The organism is Persicobacter diffluens, from assembly GCF_036244895.1.
Lineage (GTDB): Bacteria > Bacteroidota > Bacteroidia > Cytophagales > Cyclobacteriaceae > Persicobacter > Persicobacter diffluens.
The window spans coordinates 1-20,341 of record NZ_BQKE01000014.1 but is presented as its reverse complement, the minus strand read 5'-3'; the positions used below and the strand labels follow the sequence as shown (position 1 = coordinate 20,341).

The window sequence follows — 20,341 nt, the reverse complement described above, 5'->3', positions numbered from 1 at the left end:
TTGGAATTCAAGGTTTTCGATTTGCAGCCCTCCAAAAATCGGCACCTTTTTTCTTTTTTCTTGTCAAGGTTAGAAAATCTTTTTGGGCTTTTTGTCGATAGCTTCTAGGTTTCTTAGAATCTGTTTTAACAAATTTCCATAATATATCGATGATTTTTTCTGATTCAATACGAGCCTTATTGATCAAAGCCAGGTCGGTCGGATAAGGAATTTCTTGCACCGCTACAGTAGCGTCAACTGATATTGAGTTTTCAATTTCAGGCTTATTAGAATTTGTATTACTTTCTACATCTTTTTCATCACGAAGTTCGCTTTGCTCATCAATACTAACGTCATGACTCTGGAGTAAGTGACTTAAATCATTAAAGTCTTTTATGGTCAATCGCTTTCTAATTGTCGGAAATAATGAAGAATCAAATACCTGATCATGTTGGAATTTATGCAATTCAACAAAGTATTGTAGATATGGACTTTCTTTGATTTGTTCAATTGTTTCTCTATCAGACAACTTGTATTTGTGTTTGATAATCAAGGCTCCAATCACTAATCGCGCTGGTTTAGGTCTAGCTCCTTTGTCGGAGGACATGTTCCGTTCATAGATCCTTTTTAATTGACGCCAAGGAATTTCTTTGGCCAAAATAATCCATCTGTTATTGGGATTAAGGACTCCCAAATAAGGGTCCATAAAATCAGAAATCTCGAGTTGATCAGGGGAATGCTTAATCATGGTGCAAGCAAAAAAAGTAGGAAAGGAGCCCTGGGGCTATTTAAAGGACAATTTACTAAATTTCCCCTTGCACTAAAAGAGATTCAAAGTGTTTTATTAGGTTGATTTTCAGTCGTTTTTAGATAGCTCTCGATATTTCAGCAGACCCTATTTACTGTTAGATTTAGTATTTAACCTTAAATAACTTATTTACAGTTCAATAAGGTTATGTTTGTTAATGTATTAATCGCCCAAATTTGGGGCAATTAATAACACCTGTATTGAACTGATGGTGAAACCATTGGATGAATACATTTAGCGGTGAATTATTCGGATTAACGCGACAGTATCTCTTTACCCTTCCTTCAAAAAAGTATTTTCGAAAAACCCAAAAGCCCATAAAGGCAGGGTGTTTTGGCTTCCTCTGATGATGCCATCCTTTACCACAAAGGCTTCTTCAATACCTTTTATTTGCTGATTAGTCTTGTTTCGGCCGCCAATTTCAAAGGTCCATTTCTTATTCAGGATAAAATCTGATTTTTTGGAATCATTAGCCAGGAATCCGGCATTTTTAACCGCATTTAGAAAGAAAGTTTCCCGGACGTTTCCAATTTCAGGCGTTCCGCTTAGGGCATAGGCAAGGTTAGTATTTTCGAAATATATTTTTTCCGGCTTGGGTAAAAGGTTAAATCCTTTAGTATCTGAAATCAGTAAATTGAGTATTCTCGCTCGTTCCAGCAAATGAAAAGCCAGCGCTATTTCATCCCGGTGAATACCTGTTTTTTTAGAGAGCTCCGCAATATTGGGTTTATAAGGGACCATATCTGCAATTATCCCCAGGACTTTTTTGATTTTTTGTCCTTTCGCCAGCGTCATGGATTCTAGTTTTAATAAATCAATATCAATCACCTGTTCCAGTGCTTTTTTTAGCCGAAAATGGAAGTTCGGCTCCACGGTAAAGGGGTAATAGCCTTCAGATAAATACTCATGAAAACGTGGCAGCAGGTTCTCCTCACCAATCAGATTTAAGTGTTCTTCATATTGGTGGTTGAAAATGTCATCAAGGCTTAATGGGGGTAGTCGGAGCTGATATTTCAAATCCAGATACTCCTGAAAAGTCATACCATCCATTTGGTATTGTACCACCCGCCGGCTTAAATCATACTCTCCTTTGTAAATATTGAGAATGGAAGAGCTCGTGAAAACAACCCTGAGGTCAGGGTAGCTATCATATATGTTCTTTAATTCCTGAGACCAATTGGGATACTTATGCACCTCATCCAGATAAAGAAATCGCCCACCAAAAGCATAAAACTCATCCACCACATCCACTAAAGTCCTGTTGGAAAAAATCAAATCGTCCAATGAAGCAAATAATACCTGCTGAAGATCAGGGTGTTTTAGTTTGATCTGTTGTAGAATCCAGGTGGTTTTACCGACTCCTCTGGCGCCAATAATAGCCGTCATCCGGTTATTCCAATCAATATTAAACCTACGCTGGAAGTTTAAACTAGTATTTTTCAGAATATTCAGAAATGTCCGCTGTAGTTTTTCCATTAAAATGCCTTGTTTTCAAGGCAAAATAACCAAAATTAATCACTTATTCAGGGCATTTCACTTATATTTGCTTAAATCTCTAAAAAGAAGCTGATGCGTGCTTATGGTCAACACACTTTTGTGATCGATGGAAAAAATACAACGCAGAAGCAAATTCAAGGACTAGACCATGCGTTCGTGGTCAAGGATGATATTGAATATGGGGAAGGCCGAGTCATTCCGCTTTGGGCATTTGGAATGTTGTATTAATGAAGGTGTAAGTAAGCATGGAAATTCCCTTCATTTTGAAAAATTTTGAACGGGTAGGGTAGTAGTTCTCGGTAGGAAGCAAAAAAAATCAGAATACCAGTGAGTTAGGGTATTCTGATTTTGGATAGGGTTAGGGTATGGGGTAAAAGTATATATGTTTAGACTTGAGTACCAAATAAGCCATCATTTTTAGGCAGAGCGATTGTTTTTTATCAAATAATAAATAACCTAATAAATACATTAAAGTAAAAAATACTATTAATATCACTAATAATGATATTAACAATACTCCGTAAAGAATTAGGCCGCAATACAGCCAAATCTCTCTATCTGGAGCATTTGCTCTGAATTATCGTAAGGTTCGGGGGCAATCCCGAACCCTTTAAATATTCTTTGGATATAGTTTCGATTAAAATATAGCATCTTAATACTTGATAATGAGAAGGGTTCCTTTTCTTCGGTTTTATTATCAAAATAGTGAAGCGCTTTTGCCACGGACACCGCCGTTAGGGACATATTGATGTGATTATGTATCTTATTTTTACTCCTTGCTTGGCAGTGAGTCAAACCGGTGAATTGTTTGGCATCTCGAAATAGAAACTCAATTTGAAACCGAAGTCGATAACGCTCAATTATTGCGGAACCGCTTTGATTAATGTCTGTACTGAATAAAATTTCTCGTCTGGTTTTCCCATTGTCAAGCTCAGTAACGACGACCACACACTTGATCCATCGTTTAAGACTTTTACTATGAACCTCTGCTTCGAAAGCCTCCGAGTTTTCATTTTTGAAACATAGTGTAAAGTGTCTTTGGTCAAGATTATTAAATTTCACTTTTTCTCCATAGACCTTGGGTCGCCCTCTTTTTCCGGTAGGTGGTTCGGTATTTCTGTAACGAAGAAATGCGTTTTTAGCCAATTTACTAATGACAATAAACCCTTTTTCTACTATTGGATCGACGAATGTAAAGCGCGAAAAGTAAGCATCAACAACCACACTATCTGATACTTGCTTGTACAATTCAACATTTGACAAAATCAAATTGGCATAAAAGGTCAACAAATTAAATGACTCGTCCTCACTCTTAAAGGTTTGATGGGCCTCTAAATGCATTGCGGTTTTACTTTCGAGGCCAACACTTGCTATTCCAGTAATTTCTAGACCTCTTTTTGTTGAATTAACGCAGCCTGACCAAAAGTACCCTAAACCTGGGGTGAGTTGACCACTTTTGGAAACATAACTTGGATCAAAGGCAATGATGCGCAATTCATCTTTAAGTGTCTTAATGAGCTCAATATTGAAAAAAAGGTAATTGAAATATTTTTCATACCATGATCTAATCGTGGCCTCATTGTACCGCAGATACCGACTCATGTTGGTGAAATTATTACGACCACGGAAAGACAGTAGTCCTTTCAAATTTTCTATCATGAAATCCCTCTCCCATTTGTTAATGTCTAACATTTTATGGAATATTTGCGCTAGGAGTGTTTCGATGCTCTTGATGGTGACTTAGTATGTTGGTGTTTGGCGATACAAATATACAGGTCACCATTTTTTTTACAATAGCTCAAAACTCTACGGAGTATTGTATTAAATAAGCACCAAAAAGTAACTTGTTGAAAACTATATATATAAATTACAAATAAAAAATATAATCAATTTTTAATTATAAAATTCATTTATCTTTATTATTTATCGAATGATATCAAGAATTACTCAGTCTAGATGTCTTTCTTAGTTTCGTCTCACTGTGATTTTTATATTATCTAAGAGTTCATTAAATGGAAATCAACTGAGTGTTGGATATATTTATCCGGCTAATCAGCGCAAATTAGTCTCAACAAATGCCGCGCCGAATCTAGTTGCCCTTTAAATCTGGATGTTTACTAATTCAGAGGTATGCTGTCGAATATGTTCATTTTACAAGTGATTTTAAGATGAAAAACTGTTCTATCGGATTCAAAACGATGGCGTGGTGATCAAAAAAACAAATTTTCGACAGGCTATTTCACGGGCGATTTTTATTACTTCAACAGATAAATATAGACTTTCGAGTGAACAATAATTAACAGTAAAGTAAAAGACCACTAAATCATTATTTTTTTATATTAAATATTATTTTTTTGCCTTAACCTATAATTTAAATATTACCAATCGAAAGCTTAGTTGCCAACATATTTCAGGATGTGAGACATCAAGAAGAAGGTCTTTTCCTTTTCAGTAAGTAACGGTAAGTAACCGTTTCTTACTTCTGTTGCATAGGCTTTCCCACGATCTTTACCAAAGAAATTCAGACCTGTAATTATTTATTCAAATCAGATTTCTACACATGAAAAAGATCGTATTAGCTGCCATGATGATGATCGTGGGATTAACCACAGGGTATAGTCAGGAACAGGAAATAGACCCTTCCAAACCGACCAACCTTTATTCCGGAGCAGGGATTGAGTTGGGAGCAGTGGGGAAGGACAAGGTTGCTCGATTATCGGCTATGTTTTCCTGGAATCCTAAGAACTTATTACTCAGCGAGCTCCCTTTTAAAGTATCTCCGGAGGGAAAAATGCAGGCTGGTAATTTAAGATTACGGTATTTCAATGTGCCTTATTTGGATTACTCCAAAACATTCGGCGCTTTCGGATTGTCGGTGGATGCTTTCATTCCGGTAGGAAATGCTGATGGGGGGAGAATTACCGTAGCACCCGGAGCTGTTTTAGGGCTGATCGCCAGTGAAAAATTCAGCATGTTCCCGATTGCTTCTTATTTATATACCTCTAAAAGTAGATTTCAAAAAATAGAAGGGGATCATGAAATGCACGGAGCGCAGTTTGAGCTGATGATGGTTTACTCCTCCGGCAATTTCTATGCACGTACCAGCCCAAAATATAAGCTGTACGACTTTAAATCTGGTACTGAGAGTTGCTCGGTAGATTTAATGTTTGGCTGGACTGTGGGCAAGCACTGGATCGGTGCATATGCGAAAAAGGAATTCGGTAAGGGTAAAATATGCCCCCAAAATGAGCTCAGTCTGATCTATACTTTTTATTTCTAATCAATTAAGCATCGTTACATTATGAAAAAGTTTGTTTTAGCCCTGGCCTTAGTTATTTGTTCGGTTTTCGCCACACAGGCAGAAATTATTCAACATACTCACCAAATTGCGGAAGTTAAATTTACAGGATCTAGCTATGCCTTAGGTCGGCATGTAGGAGAAGTGGCCCAAGATCAGATCCTTGATGGTATTGGTCGGTTCAATAAAACACTGGGGGTGATGCTTCCCGGTTTGAGTGTGGAAAGCTTGTCAAGGAACTTTAAAGAGAAAGGTGTTTATGCAAAATTGGAGCAATCTTCTCCGGATGCGGCGGCTTATATCAAAGGCCTGAGTGATGCCTTGGGGTTTGAACCGGACTATTTATTGTCGGTTGGGATGTCGGATGAGGCGATTTTGGAAAGCCAACGAAATGGAGGCGTAGGTTTTTTAGAGGCTCCGGCCAAGTGCACGGTAATGGGGAGGACGGATTCAGCAGGTCAGGCATGGGCGGCAGCGAATTTTGATTATATGGGCGTGAACTATAAAGGCTTGATTGTCTTGAATCATACCAATGAAGATGGCCAAACGAAAGTAATCCAAACTTGGGCAGGGCTGATTCCTTATGGCGGTATTACGGTCGGAGGTCAACCGTTGTTGATGAACACCATGGCGGATGAAGGAACGTACAGAGAAAAGCAAAAAGGAAATATTTTAGCCGAAGGTGCCGTGCCTTCCTTTCATTTATCTTGGGAGGCATATAATCAGTCCAGTCCGGAAGAATTAAGGGAAATGTATGTCCACGGTGACTATACCGCATTTTTCTCTTATATCATGGTGGATGCTGAAGGTGCGGCGACCAACTTTGAAAATGCTTATGGAGATGATAAGTTGAGAGTCAAATCCAGCAACGCTTTGGCGCATTCTAATCATTCCTTGTTTGTTCGCCATGATTTTGTGGATGAAAAGTTTGGTGCTCATTCCTTAAAAAGACAGGCTGCCGCAGATGAATTTATCACTACAGCAAGCATGGATGTATCGCATGAGGAAGTTATTGCATTTCTTCAATCCAAGCCACTATGGAAAGGACGTGATAAATTCATGGGTACTGTTACTTCTACCTATTTCCAGGTAGCGGGAAAAAAGGTGGACATGTACATTCACACAGACATCGGGCAGGAGCCTGTGCATATCCGAAATTATTAATAGTAGGCTGATTACTCCTTTTGGTTGTTCTTCTCTTGGAAGGTGGTCGGCTGGAAATCAGTTTTTAAAGCGGCTGATTAAGGGGGGGTAGAGGAGGAGTGTAGTCCGAACGCTTCCGATAGAAAACCATTGTATTTTCGGGTAAGCCTTTTAAATAGATGTTGTACAAATATTTTTTCAAAATAAAAAAATATATAGACTTATTTTTAGTCTATTATTATAAAAATGTCTATTTATTATAATTAAATATATTATTTATATAACTGATTGAAACTATTCAGAAGATGATAAAAGTATTTAATCTAACACTTCTACTGTTCATAGTAGCGTTCCGTTTGCATGCGCAACAATTTGAAGCTGGTGAAAAAGTATCGGTTAATAGCGTACCCTATATCATTAGCAAGGTAAACTATGACCCTTACAGAGGGGAATTTCTGTATAAAGTAAAGAACCTAAAAAAAACTGAACTTCAACGTGAATGCACAGCCAGGGACTTTGATCAATTCGATATTCAACGGGAGGTGAGGGCTTTAAGCAAACAAGCCTCCTTATCCGAAAAAGAGGGGGATTTAACTGTAAAAGATTTTTACCTCGACTTCAATCAGCGCAAAAAGGTATGGCGGGTGGTAACCTTCACCGGCTATGGGATTATGGCCCTGACTCCGCTCACTCCCATAGCCTTAGGCATTGGAGGGCTTACCGCCTGGGTGGGTGGTATTGGCTATCTGTGTATCAATCCGGTTCGAAATAATAAATCAAAAGTAAAGAAAAACGCCGCATGAAATACTTGCTTTTCCTATTGTTCATGATGACTGGCTTTCATGCGAGCGCCCAACAATTCAGGCCAGGGCAAGAAGTCATTCACGAAGACTCCAGGATGCTCTTCAGGGTCGTCTCCATTCAATATAAGGAATGGCGGGGCACTTACCGGTATACAGCTGTAAATGATCGTTTTAACCTGAAAATCAGGAATACAAGGGGAGACGAATTCCTAGAATTTGATGCAGCCAAAGCGAAAGCACAGGCCAAATCTCTTCGAAAAAAAGAAAATAAACATAAAAAGTAAAGATGATGAAAAATTTTTTCGCAGCAACACTGGTGTGCTGTACAATATCCGCTAATGCCATGCACCCCAATGAACTGGATACGCATAAGAAGTTGCGCCTTAGCCGCACAGAACTGAAAGGCAGAAATGCGTTGAGGGCAATGTCTGCTCAGGAGTTACTGGATTTGGAAGAAGCTTTTAAACTGGAAAAGCATGATACGCATAAAAAAATCAAAAAAAATAAAGTATGGAAATGGTCCACTTTTGGCATTGGTCTGGTTACGCCTTACTGTTGGCCAGTGGCTATAGCCGGACCCTGTGCCACTCCGGTTAAAAAATACAAACAACACCTGACGGCCCTGACGCACCAGCTTTCGCTGATTGAGGAAGTGAAGTCTGAGGGTGAAACGCAGCGTTGAACATGCTCTTAGCTAATGTAGTGAAATTACCCCACCATAAAGTCCTAGATTTTATGGTGGGAGTATATCTGGCAAATACGTAGTCGGACTATTCCATCTCCTGAATTTTTTGATTAAATAATTTACTGATTTTTTCTGCATCTTCCGGGTGGAAATACTGCGCCAAAATTGGTCGGGGATCCAGGTCATTTTCCGGATGGTAGGCCGTTACCTTATGGTAATGGCTTTTTAGTATTTGTCCTTTTTCGGCAGTGCAAATCGCCCAAAGGTGGTGTAGATAAAAATCCTGTTGGATAAGTGGTGGAAGGCTACGGATAGTCTCGTTCCAGTCCGGGTCGATGAGCAAGTGGATAGCGCCTGTAATAAAAATATAGGTATTACCATCGTCTTGATCGGTGATGGTGTTGAGTAAATTCCAGTAGGACTTCCAATCCTTATTTTTAATGTAAAGGCCGGCTAAACTCTCCAACATATCCAAGGGCAGTTGCTCTAATGGGATTTCCGGAATGGATATTTCCTGCTGGCATTTGTTCTGATAGAGCAAATTAATCAGTTGCAGACGCGGGTTATCCGGATGCATGAGCATTAAATGCTGCATTAGTGGGAGTTGGTGTTGGTAGAATTCCAATCGGTCTTCCATCATGCTTTCTGCCAAAACCAAGTGCCAGTTCCAGAACACCAGTTTCAAGTTCAATGGCCATTTGGCTTGAAAACGATTTTCTTTGAAGTGGGCTTGAATATTTTGGATTGATTCTTCCTGAATCAGCATCTTTTCCTGCCATATCAATTCAAAAAAGTCGGAAATCCAGTGTTGGCCTTTGATCAACAAGGCACGGGTTACTTTTCCCCAGATGCTAAAAAAGTCAGCCTTTATTATTTTTTGAAAGGCGAGGGAATATTCCGGACTTGCTTGAGGATAAATATGATTGGATAATATTTTTTGCTGCTGGGGATCTTTAAAGCAAAAGTGCCACTGCCCATTGAGCCAATGAAAGTCCAGAATCAGGTCAATATTTTCTTTATAAGCCGGTTCAAAAGGGTGCAAACCACAAGGAGTAAATAGACTGAAATTCTGAAACGACTGCGACATCGATAAGGCCATTTGTAGTTTTTCAGCCTTGGGTTGTTCCTCTAACTGTATCCAAAGGCATATTTCTCGCAGAGGAGCGATCGATGTTCCACTATCGGCGGTGTTTTCTGCTAATCGTCGGATTTCCATTTGGTAACTTCCTTTGGGGAAGTTGAAGGAATACTCGGGAATACCCACTTGTTGATAATAACGGTCGAGGCTGAGCCTTAATCGTGACATTTGTACCCGTAAAATAGGATCCAGAGAAGGGTCAAAATCATCCCCTCTTTGAAAGACATCTTTGGCAATCTCATATGGGGATAGTTCTTCCTCTGGCTGATTTAAATTTTTCTGCACAAGGTATTCTAAAAGGTCGCTCATCCGGCGGGCATTTTTAAAATAATCACTGTCCAGAATTTCTTGTTTATGTGCAAGCAGAGGAGTATGGTGTTGAGACCATTTTGAAAAAGGGATTTTTTGCGCACCGGCCATATCAGGATTTAGTTTTTCCGAATTGGAAAGTAAGAAAAAATCCCATGAATACTCATGGGATTCGGAACCCTTGCTAAAAATTACTGCCCTTTTGCTGTCTTTGGTAATTGGATTGAAGGATATACACATTAAGATCATGAATGCTCAGGGCAGTGCGGGGCATCAAAGTGGGGGCATCAGGAATATATTTCCGTATACCCCCCTTTTTGATGATGTCCCTGATCACAAATTTTCAACGGATCAGGGTTAATTCGAAAAAATCTAAAGCAAACCGGTCAAACTCACCGGGAGTGGCCCATACCTTGACTTTTTCTTTACCAATTTCAGTAATGGTACAAAAGTTATTATAAAAATTGTCCTTATGAAATGGCTTAAAGGCAGGGGTGCTTTTCCACTTTTCTTTCAAAACTTCCGGACTTTGACGAACATCCTCCTTGGAAAATATTGCCAACAAGGCCTTTTCTCTTTGATGGCTGTCGGCAAAACTAGTGGCCCGTAGAATGGCTTTTTGCTGATATTTTTCCTCAAAAACTTTTCGGTTGATGTTTTCCGGAGCGTCAACCATTTGAAGGAATGGGGCGCTAAAAGCTTTATTTTTATGACTATGATTGGTTTGTACGAGCATTTGATTTGGGGCTTCTACATGCTGAGTGGGAAAGGGCCCACATTCCAAAACTTCCGTCCCTTTGCGATCGAAAAGCGTATAGGCTACCGGGGCGGCCTGATGTGTTTTCATCAACATATTTCTCGCTTCTTCTTTAGATTTGGAAAGCAGAATTTTGGAGTAATTCATGATCGATGGGGTAGCATTGGTAGTGGCTCTTTGTAATTCCATAGTAGAATGAGCGGTAAAACCTACCCCATAATTATTGACGCCCTGTCCGGCGATGATGCCGGCATAAGTGAAATTTAATACTTCCAGTCCATTATTAAAGTGCATTTTCCAAACGAGCTGGGTACCATCCAGCCAACGTGCCCAGTCAAAGGAGTAGACGATTTTATTTTGCTGTCCATTCCAGAATGAAGCATGACTGCAATGCCCCTCTGCTTGTTGCAGGCTCAGATCTTTGCTGGTTAAAGCTTCCACGATCCAAAGCGTTTCATCATAATTGAGGTTGTAACAGAAAATATCCTCAAAATCAAGATAAGCGCCGTTAGCAATACCCTTCATCAGGGCATATTGCTCCGGGGATTCTTCTTCTAACTTTTGAAACATGTCAGTCTTATGGATCAGGAAGTTTTTAAAGTCTTTATACTTTAGATCAGTGCCTGCAGATTGGAGCAAATACTCAATGTATTCGAATCTGTATCGCTCCAGGCTGGCGGCAATCTCACGATATTTTTGCGCCCCATGGTCATAGCCTTGTTGATAGGCGGTGCCATAGGTTTCCAGCATCATGAATTGGGTGCGGGTAGTATCGAGTAAGCCCTGGGCCATTAATTTGCAGGACAGTAAGATGCTCAGTGTCGTTAGAATGATGGCTTTCGTTCTCATAATTGTTCGTTTTGAAATACTACTTTACCCTGGAATACCGTCATAAGCGGTAAGGTCTCATGGATTTCATTGGCAGGAATCGTCTCCAAATTCTGATTCAATACCAGGAAATCTGCGGATTTTCCTGCTTCCAAAGAGCCGGTTACTTTTTCGATGTTCATGGAAAATGCACCATTGAAAGTGAAAATGCGCAGGGCAGTGGCTAAGTCAATAGCGGCTTCCGGGTTCCAGGTTTTACTGCCGTAGGGAGCGCCCGGCTTTGCACGCGTAATCATTGTTTCCATTGCATACCAGGGATTCGGTGATGGCGCTACCGGCCAGTCAGATCCATAACATACCACACCGCCCTGATCGACTACTTGTCGTACGGCCCAAGCCCATTTGATGCGCTCTTCTCCAAGGTCTTTTTTGATCAATTCGGCCCCATCATTCGGAAACCATAATGCCGGAGAGGCTTCAAATATGACGTCATAGTCCGCGAATTTGTGAATGTCTTGTGGATCAGTGAATACGCAGTGTGCGATGCTGTGGCGTGGCCCGTGAGGGTTTACCTCACGACAGGCATTAACCGCCTCTAACATGTCATTGATTGAACGGTCTCCAATGGCATGTGCTTTGACCATGATGCCGGCTTGATCTTTTTCGAAAATGTCCTGAGCGACCTCGACAGGATCATTTCGATAATCTCCGCAATGATGGGTCCCTTCAAACGGCGCTTTCATGCAGGCCGTTTGTCCTCCCGCAGATCCATCCATGATGTACTTCACCCCATCCATTTGGATTAATTCGGTTTTGTAACGACTACGATTTGCGATCAATCGGCTTTGTTCGGCTTTGGCTTCCTTTCCGCTACAATCAATGGGGGAAGTAATAAAGCCAAAAATGTATTGGTTCAAATTTCCTTCCTCTTCCAGCTGAAGGTAGGCGTCAGCAGAGAATTTTTTGGTGTAGGCATCGGCCATTCCGGTTACGCCCAGGGCCGTCATTTCCTCCATGAATGGACGTAGCCCCTTGTTTCTCCATGCCTCAGAACGGTCGATCACGGCTTTTTCCACTAAATAATTAATGGCTAATTCTCTCAATACACCTGTAGGCTCCCCATTTTGATCTTTGTTGATGGTGCCACCTTTTGGGTCGGGCGTATTCGCTGTAACACCAGCCAACTCAAGTGCTTTGCTATTGACGAGCATGGCGTGGTAGCCAATGTCATAGATGCCCAAGGCAACTTCTGTAGAAATAGCATCCAAAGATTTTTTGTGCGAAGGTATGCCCATGCCGAGGATGTCTTTCTCCTCATCTTCAATCCATCCCAAGGTTCCACCGATAAACCATTGTTGGTGAGGATGAGCATTGATTTGTGCTCGGATCGCCTGCTCTGCTTCTTTCCAGGTTGAGGTTTGTGGGAAGTTCAAGCTAAGTCGGTTGTCCGCTTCGGCATCCGGATGAATGTGTGCATCAATAATACCGGGAATCACCATTTTTTCTTCCAAATCTATACATTGGGTATTACTCCCCTTGAATTTGAGGATTTCTTGATCTGTGCCGACCTTGATGATTTTTCCTTCAGAAATGGCAATGGCACTTACGACTTCATTTTGTGCATTAACGGTATGGATATTTCCATTGAGGAAGATCATATCGGCCACCGGTTGAGTGGTCACTTTGAAGGAAAAAAGTCCGACAAGCACAGCTGCTCCGATGGACATTATACGAAATACTTTCATGTTCTTCTTTCTTATGATTAACAAAAGGAGCTCGCAGGTGGGTCAGGTATTGGAGGAAGACAATCGAAGCTTTAAGGGAGGGTATTTGGGGCAAAAGCCCTGAATGATTTGTTTTACGTCCAGCGTGTAGCGCTTCTTTTACGAGCTGGTAAAAGAGCGGATGGGGATGTTGCTGCTATCTGATCAACAGATGTTTAATCCGATGATTAGTAAGACAGCAACCCATAATAAAATCTGAAACAGGGCTTTTTTCATGGCTAGGAAAATTGTCAGGCGACCGTCGCCGCCCGAGATTTTTTATTTGATAAGGGAAAGGGTAATTTCTCTTGGTTTTTCCCCGCTTTTCACGTCTTCCACCAATATTATGATATCCCCTTTTGCGGACTTAATTTTCATACCGTTGAAGCCCTTCATACCATGAAAATTCATCACATCATTTTTGAATGAAAATTTCCCCACCATTGGTGTAATCCCCTCCAGGAAAGCTGGAGCAACAGATAATAAACCCTTCTTTTTCGAATAGCTGAATACGAAATCTATTTCGTCGTCAATACCATTTTCTTCATCCTCGATTTTTAGGGTAGTACTCCAGTTGTTAGAGATCAATTTGTTCCAGTTTTTATCTTTTGCCCCTTTCAATGGGTTTTTAATATCGGTATTGATCTTCTTGGTTTTGACCAGTAGCGCATCACCGATTCTCAATTGATCCCCTTTCAGTTTATAGGTTGTCCTTGTGGTTCCTAATTGAATGCTGCTTTTACCATTGAATTGATATGCAAGTGAAAGTTCCGGAGCCTTGCTCCCCTCACAATAAAGAGAAGCTGAGTCAGCGTGCAGGTAAAATAAGGCTTGTGGGGCATCGTTTAAGAAATCCACCGTGGCGGCAATGTTTAAGGCTAAATCCTTATCCTCTACTTCCACCTTCCACATATTTGCCTGGATCACTTCCTGATCGTTGTTCACTGGTTTAACATCATCTTTCTTGTTGCAAGACATCATCCCAATGACTGCAACGGCCATCATCATCAATTTTTTCATTTTTCTTATTTTTGTTTTTCGAATATGCTGCAAGATGGCAGATTGCAGCCCCTCAGGTAAGTAACTTACCGTAACACACCGTTACTAACCTTATGAGTATAGTTCCCCTAATAATCGGACAGTGTAATCTCCAATGAAAGGGGTACCAACATTCCAATTGAAAAAGACTCTTTTTAAAATTCGATTATTGTGGCACTTCCCAACCCTATTTAACATATAGGTAACTATATCCTTGCAATAAATTGCATTATTCTAATAAAAATTAAACAAAAAAGAAAAGCCCTCTCCAAAAATGGTTGAGGGCTTTTGCTATCAAAATGGAATTCTTTGAATAATCTTTTCCGTGATTTAATCATCAATCGGATTACCACCCAAATTCACCCCTTTTAAATTGGGATTCTCTCGAATAAATTTGGACATAAATGCCGGGAACGCTTTGATTTTGTTGCCCCGAAGATTGAGGTGCTTCAACTTTTTACAATTGACAATATCATTGGGGATTTCTTCAATTTGGCCATTAGACAAGACGCAAAATTCAAGGTTTTCCATATTACCAATTCCTTTAATGGATTTGATTCGGTGGTTTGTAATCCATAAATCATCACAAGTACTATAAAAGATACCTTTTGGTACTTTTTCCCAATGGACGTTTTTTGCGGAGATCGTTCCTACGTTCATTCCTTTTGGAAAATGCTTAAAATTAAGACAGCTGTCCAAATAGATAGTAGCAAATGAACGATGCTTGGCAAATTCGTCCGGAAGGCCTTTTAACTTTACGCAGTTAATGGCATCTATATCAGCACCATGATCCTTATATTTTACATATAGGTTAGCAGGTAGCTCTTCTAAATTTTTGCAGTTATTGATTCTTAAAAAATTTAGTTCTGGCAATCCTTTGAAATCTTTAGGAAAGTGCGATGCTGTACTATTTTTTAAATACAGACGCGTGAGCGATTGTAGCTTGTCAAGGTTTTCAAAACTTTCTAAAGTAGTATTTAAAAATTCAAGATTTTTGAACCGACCAATATCATCAGGAAGGCGCTTCAGAGGTGGTAGTGCTAAGTTCTCTAACTGAAGACATTGATACAATACCGATGGAAACTCTTCCATTGGAGGGCAACCTCCTAGGTATAATGTTACTAGATGAGGAAGGTCAACGATATTCTTTGGAATCGAAGTAACTTCTGATCGATCTATTGCCAATACACGTAACTCCTTGAACGTAGAGATATAATGAGGAATCTCTTTGATAGGATTATCTCGTAAGATGAGGTACTTTAAACTGTCTATCTCTGATACCCACTCAGGAATTTCTTCAATCGCATTACCACTTAAATCAAGATCTACGAGCTGCTTGAATGCTAATATTTCTTTTGGAAATCTCTTTAAACGTTTATCATCTCTAATTCGCAAATCATAGACATAACCCTCTTCATTCTTTTTACAAATGAAGTATAAATCATGCCTTTCTTTTAGAATAGAGATCGCTTCTTTCTCTGATAAATCGTCAATACCTTTATTTGTATTGCAGGAAAACGATAGCATTATCAGTAGTGCACTAATTAGACTCCTTCTCGACATATACTTGATTCTCATATACTTTATTTTCAAAAAATAACGGTGTTAAGATATCCTGCTCAAAGTTTGATGTCATCTCTTTCGGTTTTTCAGCCATCACTCCATACATAAATTTGGAAATACTGCCCTCGACATCTTCCCATTCTAATTTTTTATTAGGAATCTTCTTCGCATGCAATACTTCCACAATTCTTCTGATATCCCCCAAATAAAGGCGTGCCTGTTCCTCATTCAACTCCCTTAACTTACACTCACTCCATTTAGCTTTGGTATAGTCCCCTACTTTCTCCGCATAAGCCACCACCGCATCTCTGATTTCCTTACCAAAATTCAGGATCATCTCCTGATAATGGCTTTGGTAGAGTTCTTTTTCCAAAGGACCTAAAGCGGTTTGGGGAGAAGGACTAAAGGCTACTTGCAGGAAGTTCAGATCTGTATTTCCTTTGATTTTAAAGTTTTCCCATTGACTGGCGGCTCTTTCTCTTAATAGGCCGGAATATTTGATCACTGCCGGATCATTGCCATGATTTCTCAGAATATCACTGGTGGTTGGTCGTTTGGTTGGCGTGGTCTTCTCTTCGGGATTATTAATTTGAGCATTTCTTTGTCGGTCTTTTTCGTCCTCCAAAGCTGCTTTTTCAGCCTCTGAGATATAACCTTTAATAATGTCCTGTTCTTCCTTAGTCATTTCCGCCATTACTTCTTTATGGATTCCATTGTAGACGGTGGAAATATAAGAGATCGTATCGGTTCCTAATATTTCAAAAACTTCCTCTTCTTTCATGAGGGAGGCGTTTCCATAATCATTCCCGATTTTGATTTCTTGTCCTTTGGAAACTCTGAAGTATTGCAGGAACCATTCTTTAATATCATTGACAGGTTGTACAATATGCTGCCACTCCAGCCTTACATAAACGGAGGCTGACATATTCACCGCGGTTTTTGCTGGGACTTTATCTTTAAAGGCATCCCTGATTTTATCGGGGATACTGTTGAGTTTATCCTCTATTGTTCCGGTACCGGAAAAAATCCAGTCAATTTTTTGCCCTCTTTCCGCCAGGCTTCGGACAAAGTCATTGTTGGAAGGAATCGCCATGGTCATGGAAATATTAATATATTCCCCTTCATTATCCCGGTTACCATTGAAAATGATTTCCTGAGCGGTTAAATCCAGCGTAACGAGTCCATCAAACAAATCTACCGTCACGAAATATTCTCTTTCCCGTTCCGTTTCGTTGGCCTCTGTAGCTTCTTGTTCGTTGGCCAAAAGGTTTTTCCATCCCTTACGTTTGTCGGCCTGAGACTCCGGTGTTTCTATGCCCTGGTATTTTGTTTTCTGAACAGCTCCTCCGGCCATTCCGGCTTCAATGGAGGCTACATTATTCACCCCCGCCTCCCCGGAAAGGGAATAGTCGGTTAATTGTTTATGGGTATACCCTTTTTGTAATTCCTTCCAAAATTCATCACTCTGTTTCCCTGCCCAAAAGTTTTCTCCCAATTTTAGCACATCTAGGAATTCAGCGGAATTAGCATCCACTAACAGGTGAACGATGGATTTTGCGAAATAAGCCAGAAAGTGATTGGGTGAATGATATCCTCCATTCAAACTATTAAAATGTTTGGGATTCATACTTTTCCCACCAGCCACATTTACCCCTGCGCTGGCCACGCTTTGATTTCCCACACCGGCATGGAAGCCTAGCTGTGTCTTCATGGTTACCCCAAAGGCCCGGTCGTCTCCGGACTGCATACTTAATACTCCGCCCATGGATATGCCGATATAAAACATGGCGTAAACATTACCGGTAAGCTTCATGGAAACGGCCAATTTCATTTGATAAGTTCTGGTATTATCATCACGAATTTGGTCCATGGTCACCTCCCGGATATAGCCTACAATATCCAAAAAAGTTTCTGCCTGGAAAGGGGCTACCTGATAAGTTCCCTTTTCTGCCTTTACTAATTCATAAGCGTCCTCTCGTGGATTATACAATTGGTACAATTCCCCAATTAAAGGAACATAACTTTCCGGAAGGTGAATGTGATCTCCCGGTTGCAATTGCATTTGTCTGCCAAAGGAATCTTCAAAGGTGCCGTTGGCAGGGTTCACCATGGTCCACAAATTGGCTTTGAGTAGCATATCCGTAGTGGTACGGCAGCGATTGGCGATTCCGGAAAGCGTGTCTCCCCGGGTGGCGACGTAACTGAATTGTACCTGATCCGCCTCATTGGCTCTAAAACCCAATATTTCCCCTAAAGCATGAGGATTTGGAGCGTTAGTACCGGCCAGTAATGGAGGGCGTTTCTGCTTCTCATAGATTTGATCCAGACGCTGAGAAGGTGTTCCGATATATTCATGAGCGACCCATTTTTGAAGAAAATGACTGGGCAGCAATGGGGCGATATCCTGATAATCGAATAGTTTTTCAATATCCGTTTCAAAGAAGGAATTATTGATGGTATGATACAGGTTCAGAAAGTGCTCCGCAGCTAATGGGTTACGCTCCAGTTTTTCCAGCTGGCTGGTAATATTTTTCTTTAAACTTTTTATTCTAATCAATCCGCTAAAGGCATTACCACCTCCTCCCAATCCGGCAGTCATAGGGTTGTAGGAATAATCCCTAAATTGATAGTAACTATTAATCTCTGCGTTGATGGTTCTAACAATGCCTTCATAATCAAAGTCCGGAAGGTCGGATTGATTATTAGAAGTTTTATAACCCAATAAGTCTCTTTCTCCGGGCATATGCTTGATCAGGAAAGCGGATAACTCTTGTTGATATTGCTCAAAAAACACCCTTTTAAGCTTTTCCATGCTTGGAGGATGATCAAACACCTGGTTCAGCTGATCATTTACCCGATCACTGTCATTACCTTTAAAGAAGTAAACGATAGTGTCCAGGTGTTGAAGCGGCTGCACTTTTAGTACTTCCACAAAAGTTCTAAAATCCCCCCAGCCTTCTTGCTCTTTTTCTTCTGCTAACTGTTGAATTCTTTTTTGGAAAGCATAGCTTTTCGGATTTTCTATATTGGCAGATTCAAACAAAACCTTAGCCATTTCACTATAATCCAAATCCCTCGGCACATCTCGCATGTAGGCATTGAGCACCAGTTCAGCTTCTTTTTGCTTTTTATAAACTTCCTCAGCTCCTCTTTCCTGCTGCGCCAATTTCACTACATCCTCAATAGCCACATAATCATCTGGTATAAAAACACCATCAAAAAGCGCTACTTCCCCGGTAAATAGGTTGGGCTTTTGAAAATACAAATTTCCATAGATACCAATCATTGGCTGGGCATCCAATAACTGGTTTTGGAGTACAGTTAAAAGCAGATCGGCATATCCTGAACTATCACGACTTCCAAAACCACGTTTTTGGATATTAACCTTGGTCTCTTCTCCAGCCATCGCAGTCGTTAAAAAGACAAAGCCTTTTTTTACATTGTCATCTGCAATTTCAGAAACAAGTTGAATTTGAGCAGGCTGGGGAGCCAGGTATACGCGTTGAATATCCGGCAAATATTGCTCTTGCGCTACAGCGATTTTATCCGGAACTGCTTCTAGTTGCGGAACAGCTGTGGCGAATGAAAAATCATTGGATTGTTCCTCGTAACTGGTCTCCTTTTTTTCTTCAAGTGAATAACTCATACATGTTATATTGTAGCTGAAAAAGTATTGAGGTCATATAAAAAATGCTGCACCCATTGCTCCGGCATATGCATAGGGGCTAATAACCAGTGCATTCCCCTGGCGGAAGCCCCTATTTTGATTATTCCTTTTGAGACAAGAAAGCTCCTTTGAATGATTTGTATAATTTCCACCTCCGGTAGAAGACTATAAGCTTTCATTAATTCTACAAAACTTAAAGCCGTAGGCAATTTATAATGTTGGAAGGGAGGAAGACCAGGGAGGAAGTAAAGATCAGTGCTTATTTCACTATAAAATCCGGCATGAAGATGAGGCGCCAGGCCTAATAGTAACAAAAATCTTTCCTCTAAGGAAGGTTTGTTCTCTTTTAGCCAAAGTACATATGCACTATCTTCTTCTAAAAATGGTCGCTCCAGCTTTTTAAAAGCGTTTGGATCAATCAGGTCGTGATTTTTCGAATAAAGGATCAGGTTTCTTAATTCATTTATATCTCTATTGATGTCTTTTATTTTCATGCCTTTATTTCGTGAAACTATATCATTTTTGAGGCTTCAAATATAATGTTTTCGAGTTGACCTACTATGGTTTGGACGTGATATATCGAAAATTATTGCATGTTACTGTTGTCAATTAAATGGTTTGGTACAAAATCTCAGATAAAAAGAAATGTCTTAATACCCCAATTTTAGTAAAGTGCCAATTTCCGAGATTGCTAGCATATGATAATAAATGAAATTTAAGATGTTATTTCATTAAGCGATGATAAAAAATTACCATCAAGACTGTCATGCAGATGAGTGAGTTTGATGGTATTTTTCATAGGTTGAATTTTTAATCTAGCTTTTTTGTTGTCTCTTTGGTGGTTTTAAAGAAGGTGTATTCCCTGGTGTTTCTTTATTGTCCCTTTGTCTTTTGTCCGGTTTTCCCGTAGACTTAGCTATCCGTTTTGGCCCTGGTTTAAGTCCCATAAATTTATCGTTTTGTTATTTTATAAAATCGGAATTAATAATAAAAACAACAACTCGAAAAACGCAACATTGAGTAATTAATAAAATCCTTCTGTAAAACCTGAAGATGTTTTTGATA

15 protein-coding genes are annotated in these 20,341 nt (G+C 40.1%); 5 read left to right on the top strand and 10 right to left on the bottom strand.

Going from position 1 to position 20,341, the window contains the following annotated elements; all coding sequences use genetic code 11:
* Nucleotides 1–7 precede the first annotated feature (7 nt).
* The 3 genes from AAA970_RS27610 to AAA970_RS27600 form a co-directional block, all read right to left on the bottom strand.
* Complete coding sequence (locus AAA970_RS27610; RefSeq protein ID WP_338239638.1) at nt 8–727, bottom strand: transposase; 720 nt, start codon at nt 725–727, stop codon at nt 8–10.
* 333 nt (nt 728–1,060) lie between these two features.
* Nucleotides 1,061–2,263, bottom strand: a complete 1,203-nt coding sequence (locus AAA970_RS27605) for an ATP-binding protein (RefSeq protein ID WP_338239640.1) — start codon at nt 2,261–2,263, stop codon at nt 1,061–1,063.
* A gap of 549 nt (nt 2,264–2,812) precedes the next feature.
* Nucleotides 2,813–3,976, bottom strand: coding sequence for a transposase (locus AAA970_RS27600; RefSeq protein ID WP_338240156.1), 1,164 nt, complete (start codon nt 3,974–3,976; stop codon nt 2,813–2,815).
* An 868-nt stretch (nt 3,977–4,844) separates the two neighbouring features.
* Here AAA970_RS27600 and AAA970_RS27595 point away from each other — a divergent pair.
* From AAA970_RS27595 to AAA970_RS27575, 5 genes are all read left to right on the top strand, one after another.
* Nucleotides 4,845–5,564, top strand: coding sequence for a hypothetical protein (locus AAA970_RS27595; protein WP_338240155.1), 720 nt, complete (start codon nt 4,845–4,847; stop codon nt 5,562–5,564).
* 21 nt (nt 5,565–5,585) lie between these two features.
* A complete protein-coding gene (locus AAA970_RS27590) occupies nt 5,586–6,746 on the top strand; it encodes a C45 family autoproteolytic acyltransferase/hydrolase (protein WP_338240154.1) in 1,161 nt (386 codons plus the stop codon).
* A 284-nt stretch (nt 6,747–7,030) separates the two neighbouring features.
* A complete protein-coding gene (locus AAA970_RS27585) occupies nt 7,031–7,528 on the top strand; it encodes a hypothetical protein (RefSeq protein WP_338240153.1) in 498 nt (165 codons plus the stop codon).
* Entirely contained in the window at nt 7,525–7,812 is a 288-nt protein-coding gene (locus tag AAA970_RS27580; RefSeq protein WP_338240152.1) for a hypothetical protein, read from the top strand. Before AAA970_RS27585 ends, AAA970_RS27580 begins: the two co-directional genes overlap by 4 nt.
* 2 nt (nt 7,813–7,814) lie before the next feature.
* A complete protein-coding gene (locus AAA970_RS27575; protein WP_338240151.1) occupies nt 7,815–8,210 on the top strand; it encodes a hypothetical protein in 396 nt (131 codons plus the stop codon).
* An 88-nt stretch (nt 8,211–8,298) separates the two neighbouring features.
* Here the strand turns inward: AAA970_RS27575 and AAA970_RS27570 are convergent, their stop codons facing one another.
* The 7 genes from AAA970_RS27570 to AAA970_RS27540 all read right to left on the bottom strand — a co-directional run bounded on the left by AAA970_RS27570 (nt 8,299) and on the right by AAA970_RS27540 (nt 19,770).
* Nucleotides 8,299–9,660 carry a hypothetical protein gene (locus AAA970_RS27570; protein WP_338240150.1) on the bottom strand — a complete coding sequence of 454 codons (1,362 nt, stop codon included), beginning with the start codon at nt 9,658–9,660 and terminating at the stop codon, nt 8,299–8,301.
* Between the two features lie 343 nt (nt 9,661–10,003).
* Entirely contained in the window at nt 10,004–11,266 is a 1,263-nt protein-coding gene (locus AAA970_RS27565) for a C45 family autoproteolytic acyltransferase/hydrolase (RefSeq protein ID WP_338240149.1), read from the bottom strand.
* Nucleotides 11,263–12,990: an amidohydrolase gene (locus tag AAA970_RS27560; protein ID WP_338240148.1), complete on the bottom strand. Its 1,728-nt coding sequence runs from the start codon at nt 12,988–12,990 to the stop codon at nt 11,263–11,265. The genes AAA970_RS27565 and AAA970_RS27560 overlap by 4 nt, the downstream gene beginning before the upstream one ends.
* A gap of 297 nt (nt 12,991–13,287) precedes the next feature.
* Nucleotides 13,288–14,028, bottom strand: coding sequence for a hypothetical protein (locus AAA970_RS27555; protein ID WP_338240147.1), 741 nt, complete (start codon nt 14,026–14,028; stop codon nt 13,288–13,290).
* Between the two features lie 348 nt (nt 14,029–14,376).
* On the bottom strand, nt 14,377–15,624 hold the full coding sequence (locus tag AAA970_RS27550; protein WP_338240146.1) for a leucine-rich repeat domain-containing protein: 1,248 nt from the start codon (nt 15,622–15,624) through the stop codon (nt 14,377–14,379).
* The gene (locus AAA970_RS27545; RefSeq protein WP_338240145.1) at nt 15,587–19,255 is read right to left on the bottom strand and encodes a LysM peptidoglycan-binding domain-containing protein; all 3,669 of its coding nucleotides are present in this window, start codon (nt 19,253–19,255) and stop codon (nt 15,587–15,589) included. The genes AAA970_RS27550 and AAA970_RS27545 overlap by 38 nt, the downstream gene beginning before the upstream one ends.
* Nucleotides 19,256–19,260: 5 nt before the next feature.
* Nucleotides 19,261–19,770 carry a hypothetical protein gene (locus AAA970_RS27540; protein WP_338239601.1) on the bottom strand — a complete coding sequence of 170 codons (510 nt, stop codon included), beginning with the start codon at nt 19,768–19,770 and terminating at the stop codon, nt 19,261–19,263.
* Between the last annotated feature and the right edge of the window lie 571 nt (nt 19,771–20,341).

What these genes read in the sequence shown, in the direction of transcription:
- AAA970_RS27595 (WP_338240155.1), top strand. Translation starts at nt 4,845, where the DNA reads ATGAAAAAGATCGTATTAGCTGCCATGATGATGATCGTGGGATTAACC.
- AAA970_RS27570 (WP_338240150.1), bottom strand. Translation starts at nt 9,660, where the DNA reads ATGAGCGACCTTTTAGAATACCTTGTGCAGAAAAATTTAAATCAGCCA.
- AAA970_RS27550 (WP_338240146.1), bottom strand. Translation starts at nt 15,624, where the DNA reads ATGAGAATCAAGTATATGTCGAGAAGGAGTCTAATTAGTGCACTACTG.
- AAA970_RS27565 (WP_338240149.1), bottom strand. Translation starts at nt 11,266, where the DNA reads ATGAGAACGAAAGCCATCATTCTAACGACACTGAGCATCTTACTGTCC.
- AAA970_RS27545 (WP_338240145.1), bottom strand. Translation starts at nt 19,255, where the DNA reads ATGAGTTATTCACTTGAAGAAAAAAAGGAGACCAGTTACGAGGAACAA.
- AAA970_RS27590 (WP_338240154.1), top strand. Translation starts at nt 5,586, where the DNA reads ATGAAAAAGTTTGTTTTAGCCCTGGCCTTAGTTATTTGTTCGGTTTTC.
- AAA970_RS27555 (WP_338240147.1), bottom strand. Translation starts at nt 14,028, where the DNA reads ATGAAAAAATTGATGATGATGGCCGTTGCAGTCATTGGGATGATGTCT.
- AAA970_RS27540 (WP_338239601.1), bottom strand. Translation starts at nt 19,770, where the DNA reads ATGAAAATAAAAGACATCAATAGAGATATAAATGAATTAAGAAACCTG.
- AAA970_RS27575 (WP_338240151.1), top strand. Translation starts at nt 7,815, where the DNA reads ATGATGAAAAATTTTTTCGCAGCAACACTGGTGTGCTGTACAATATCC.
- AAA970_RS27580 (WP_338240152.1), top strand. Translation starts at nt 7,525, where the DNA reads ATGAAATACTTGCTTTTCCTATTGTTCATGATGACTGGCTTTCATGCG.
- AAA970_RS27560 (WP_338240148.1), bottom strand. Translation starts at nt 12,990, where the DNA reads ATGAAAGTATTTCGTATAATGTCCATCGGAGCAGCTGTGCTTGTCGGA.
- AAA970_RS27600 (WP_338240156.1), bottom strand. Translation starts at nt 3,976, where the DNA reads ATGTTAGACATTAACAAATGGGAGAGGGATTTCATGATAGAAAATTTG.
- AAA970_RS27585 (WP_338240153.1), top strand. Translation starts at nt 7,031, where the DNA reads ATGATAAAAGTATTTAATCTAACACTTCTACTGTTCATAGTAGCGTTC.
- AAA970_RS27605 (WP_338239640.1), bottom strand. Translation starts at nt 2,263, where the DNA reads ATGGAAAAACTACAGCGGACATTTCTGAATATTCTGAAAAATACTAGT.
- AAA970_RS27610 (WP_338239638.1), bottom strand. Translation starts at nt 727, where the DNA reads ATGATTAAGCATTCCCCTGATCAACTCGAGATTTCTGATTTTATGGAC.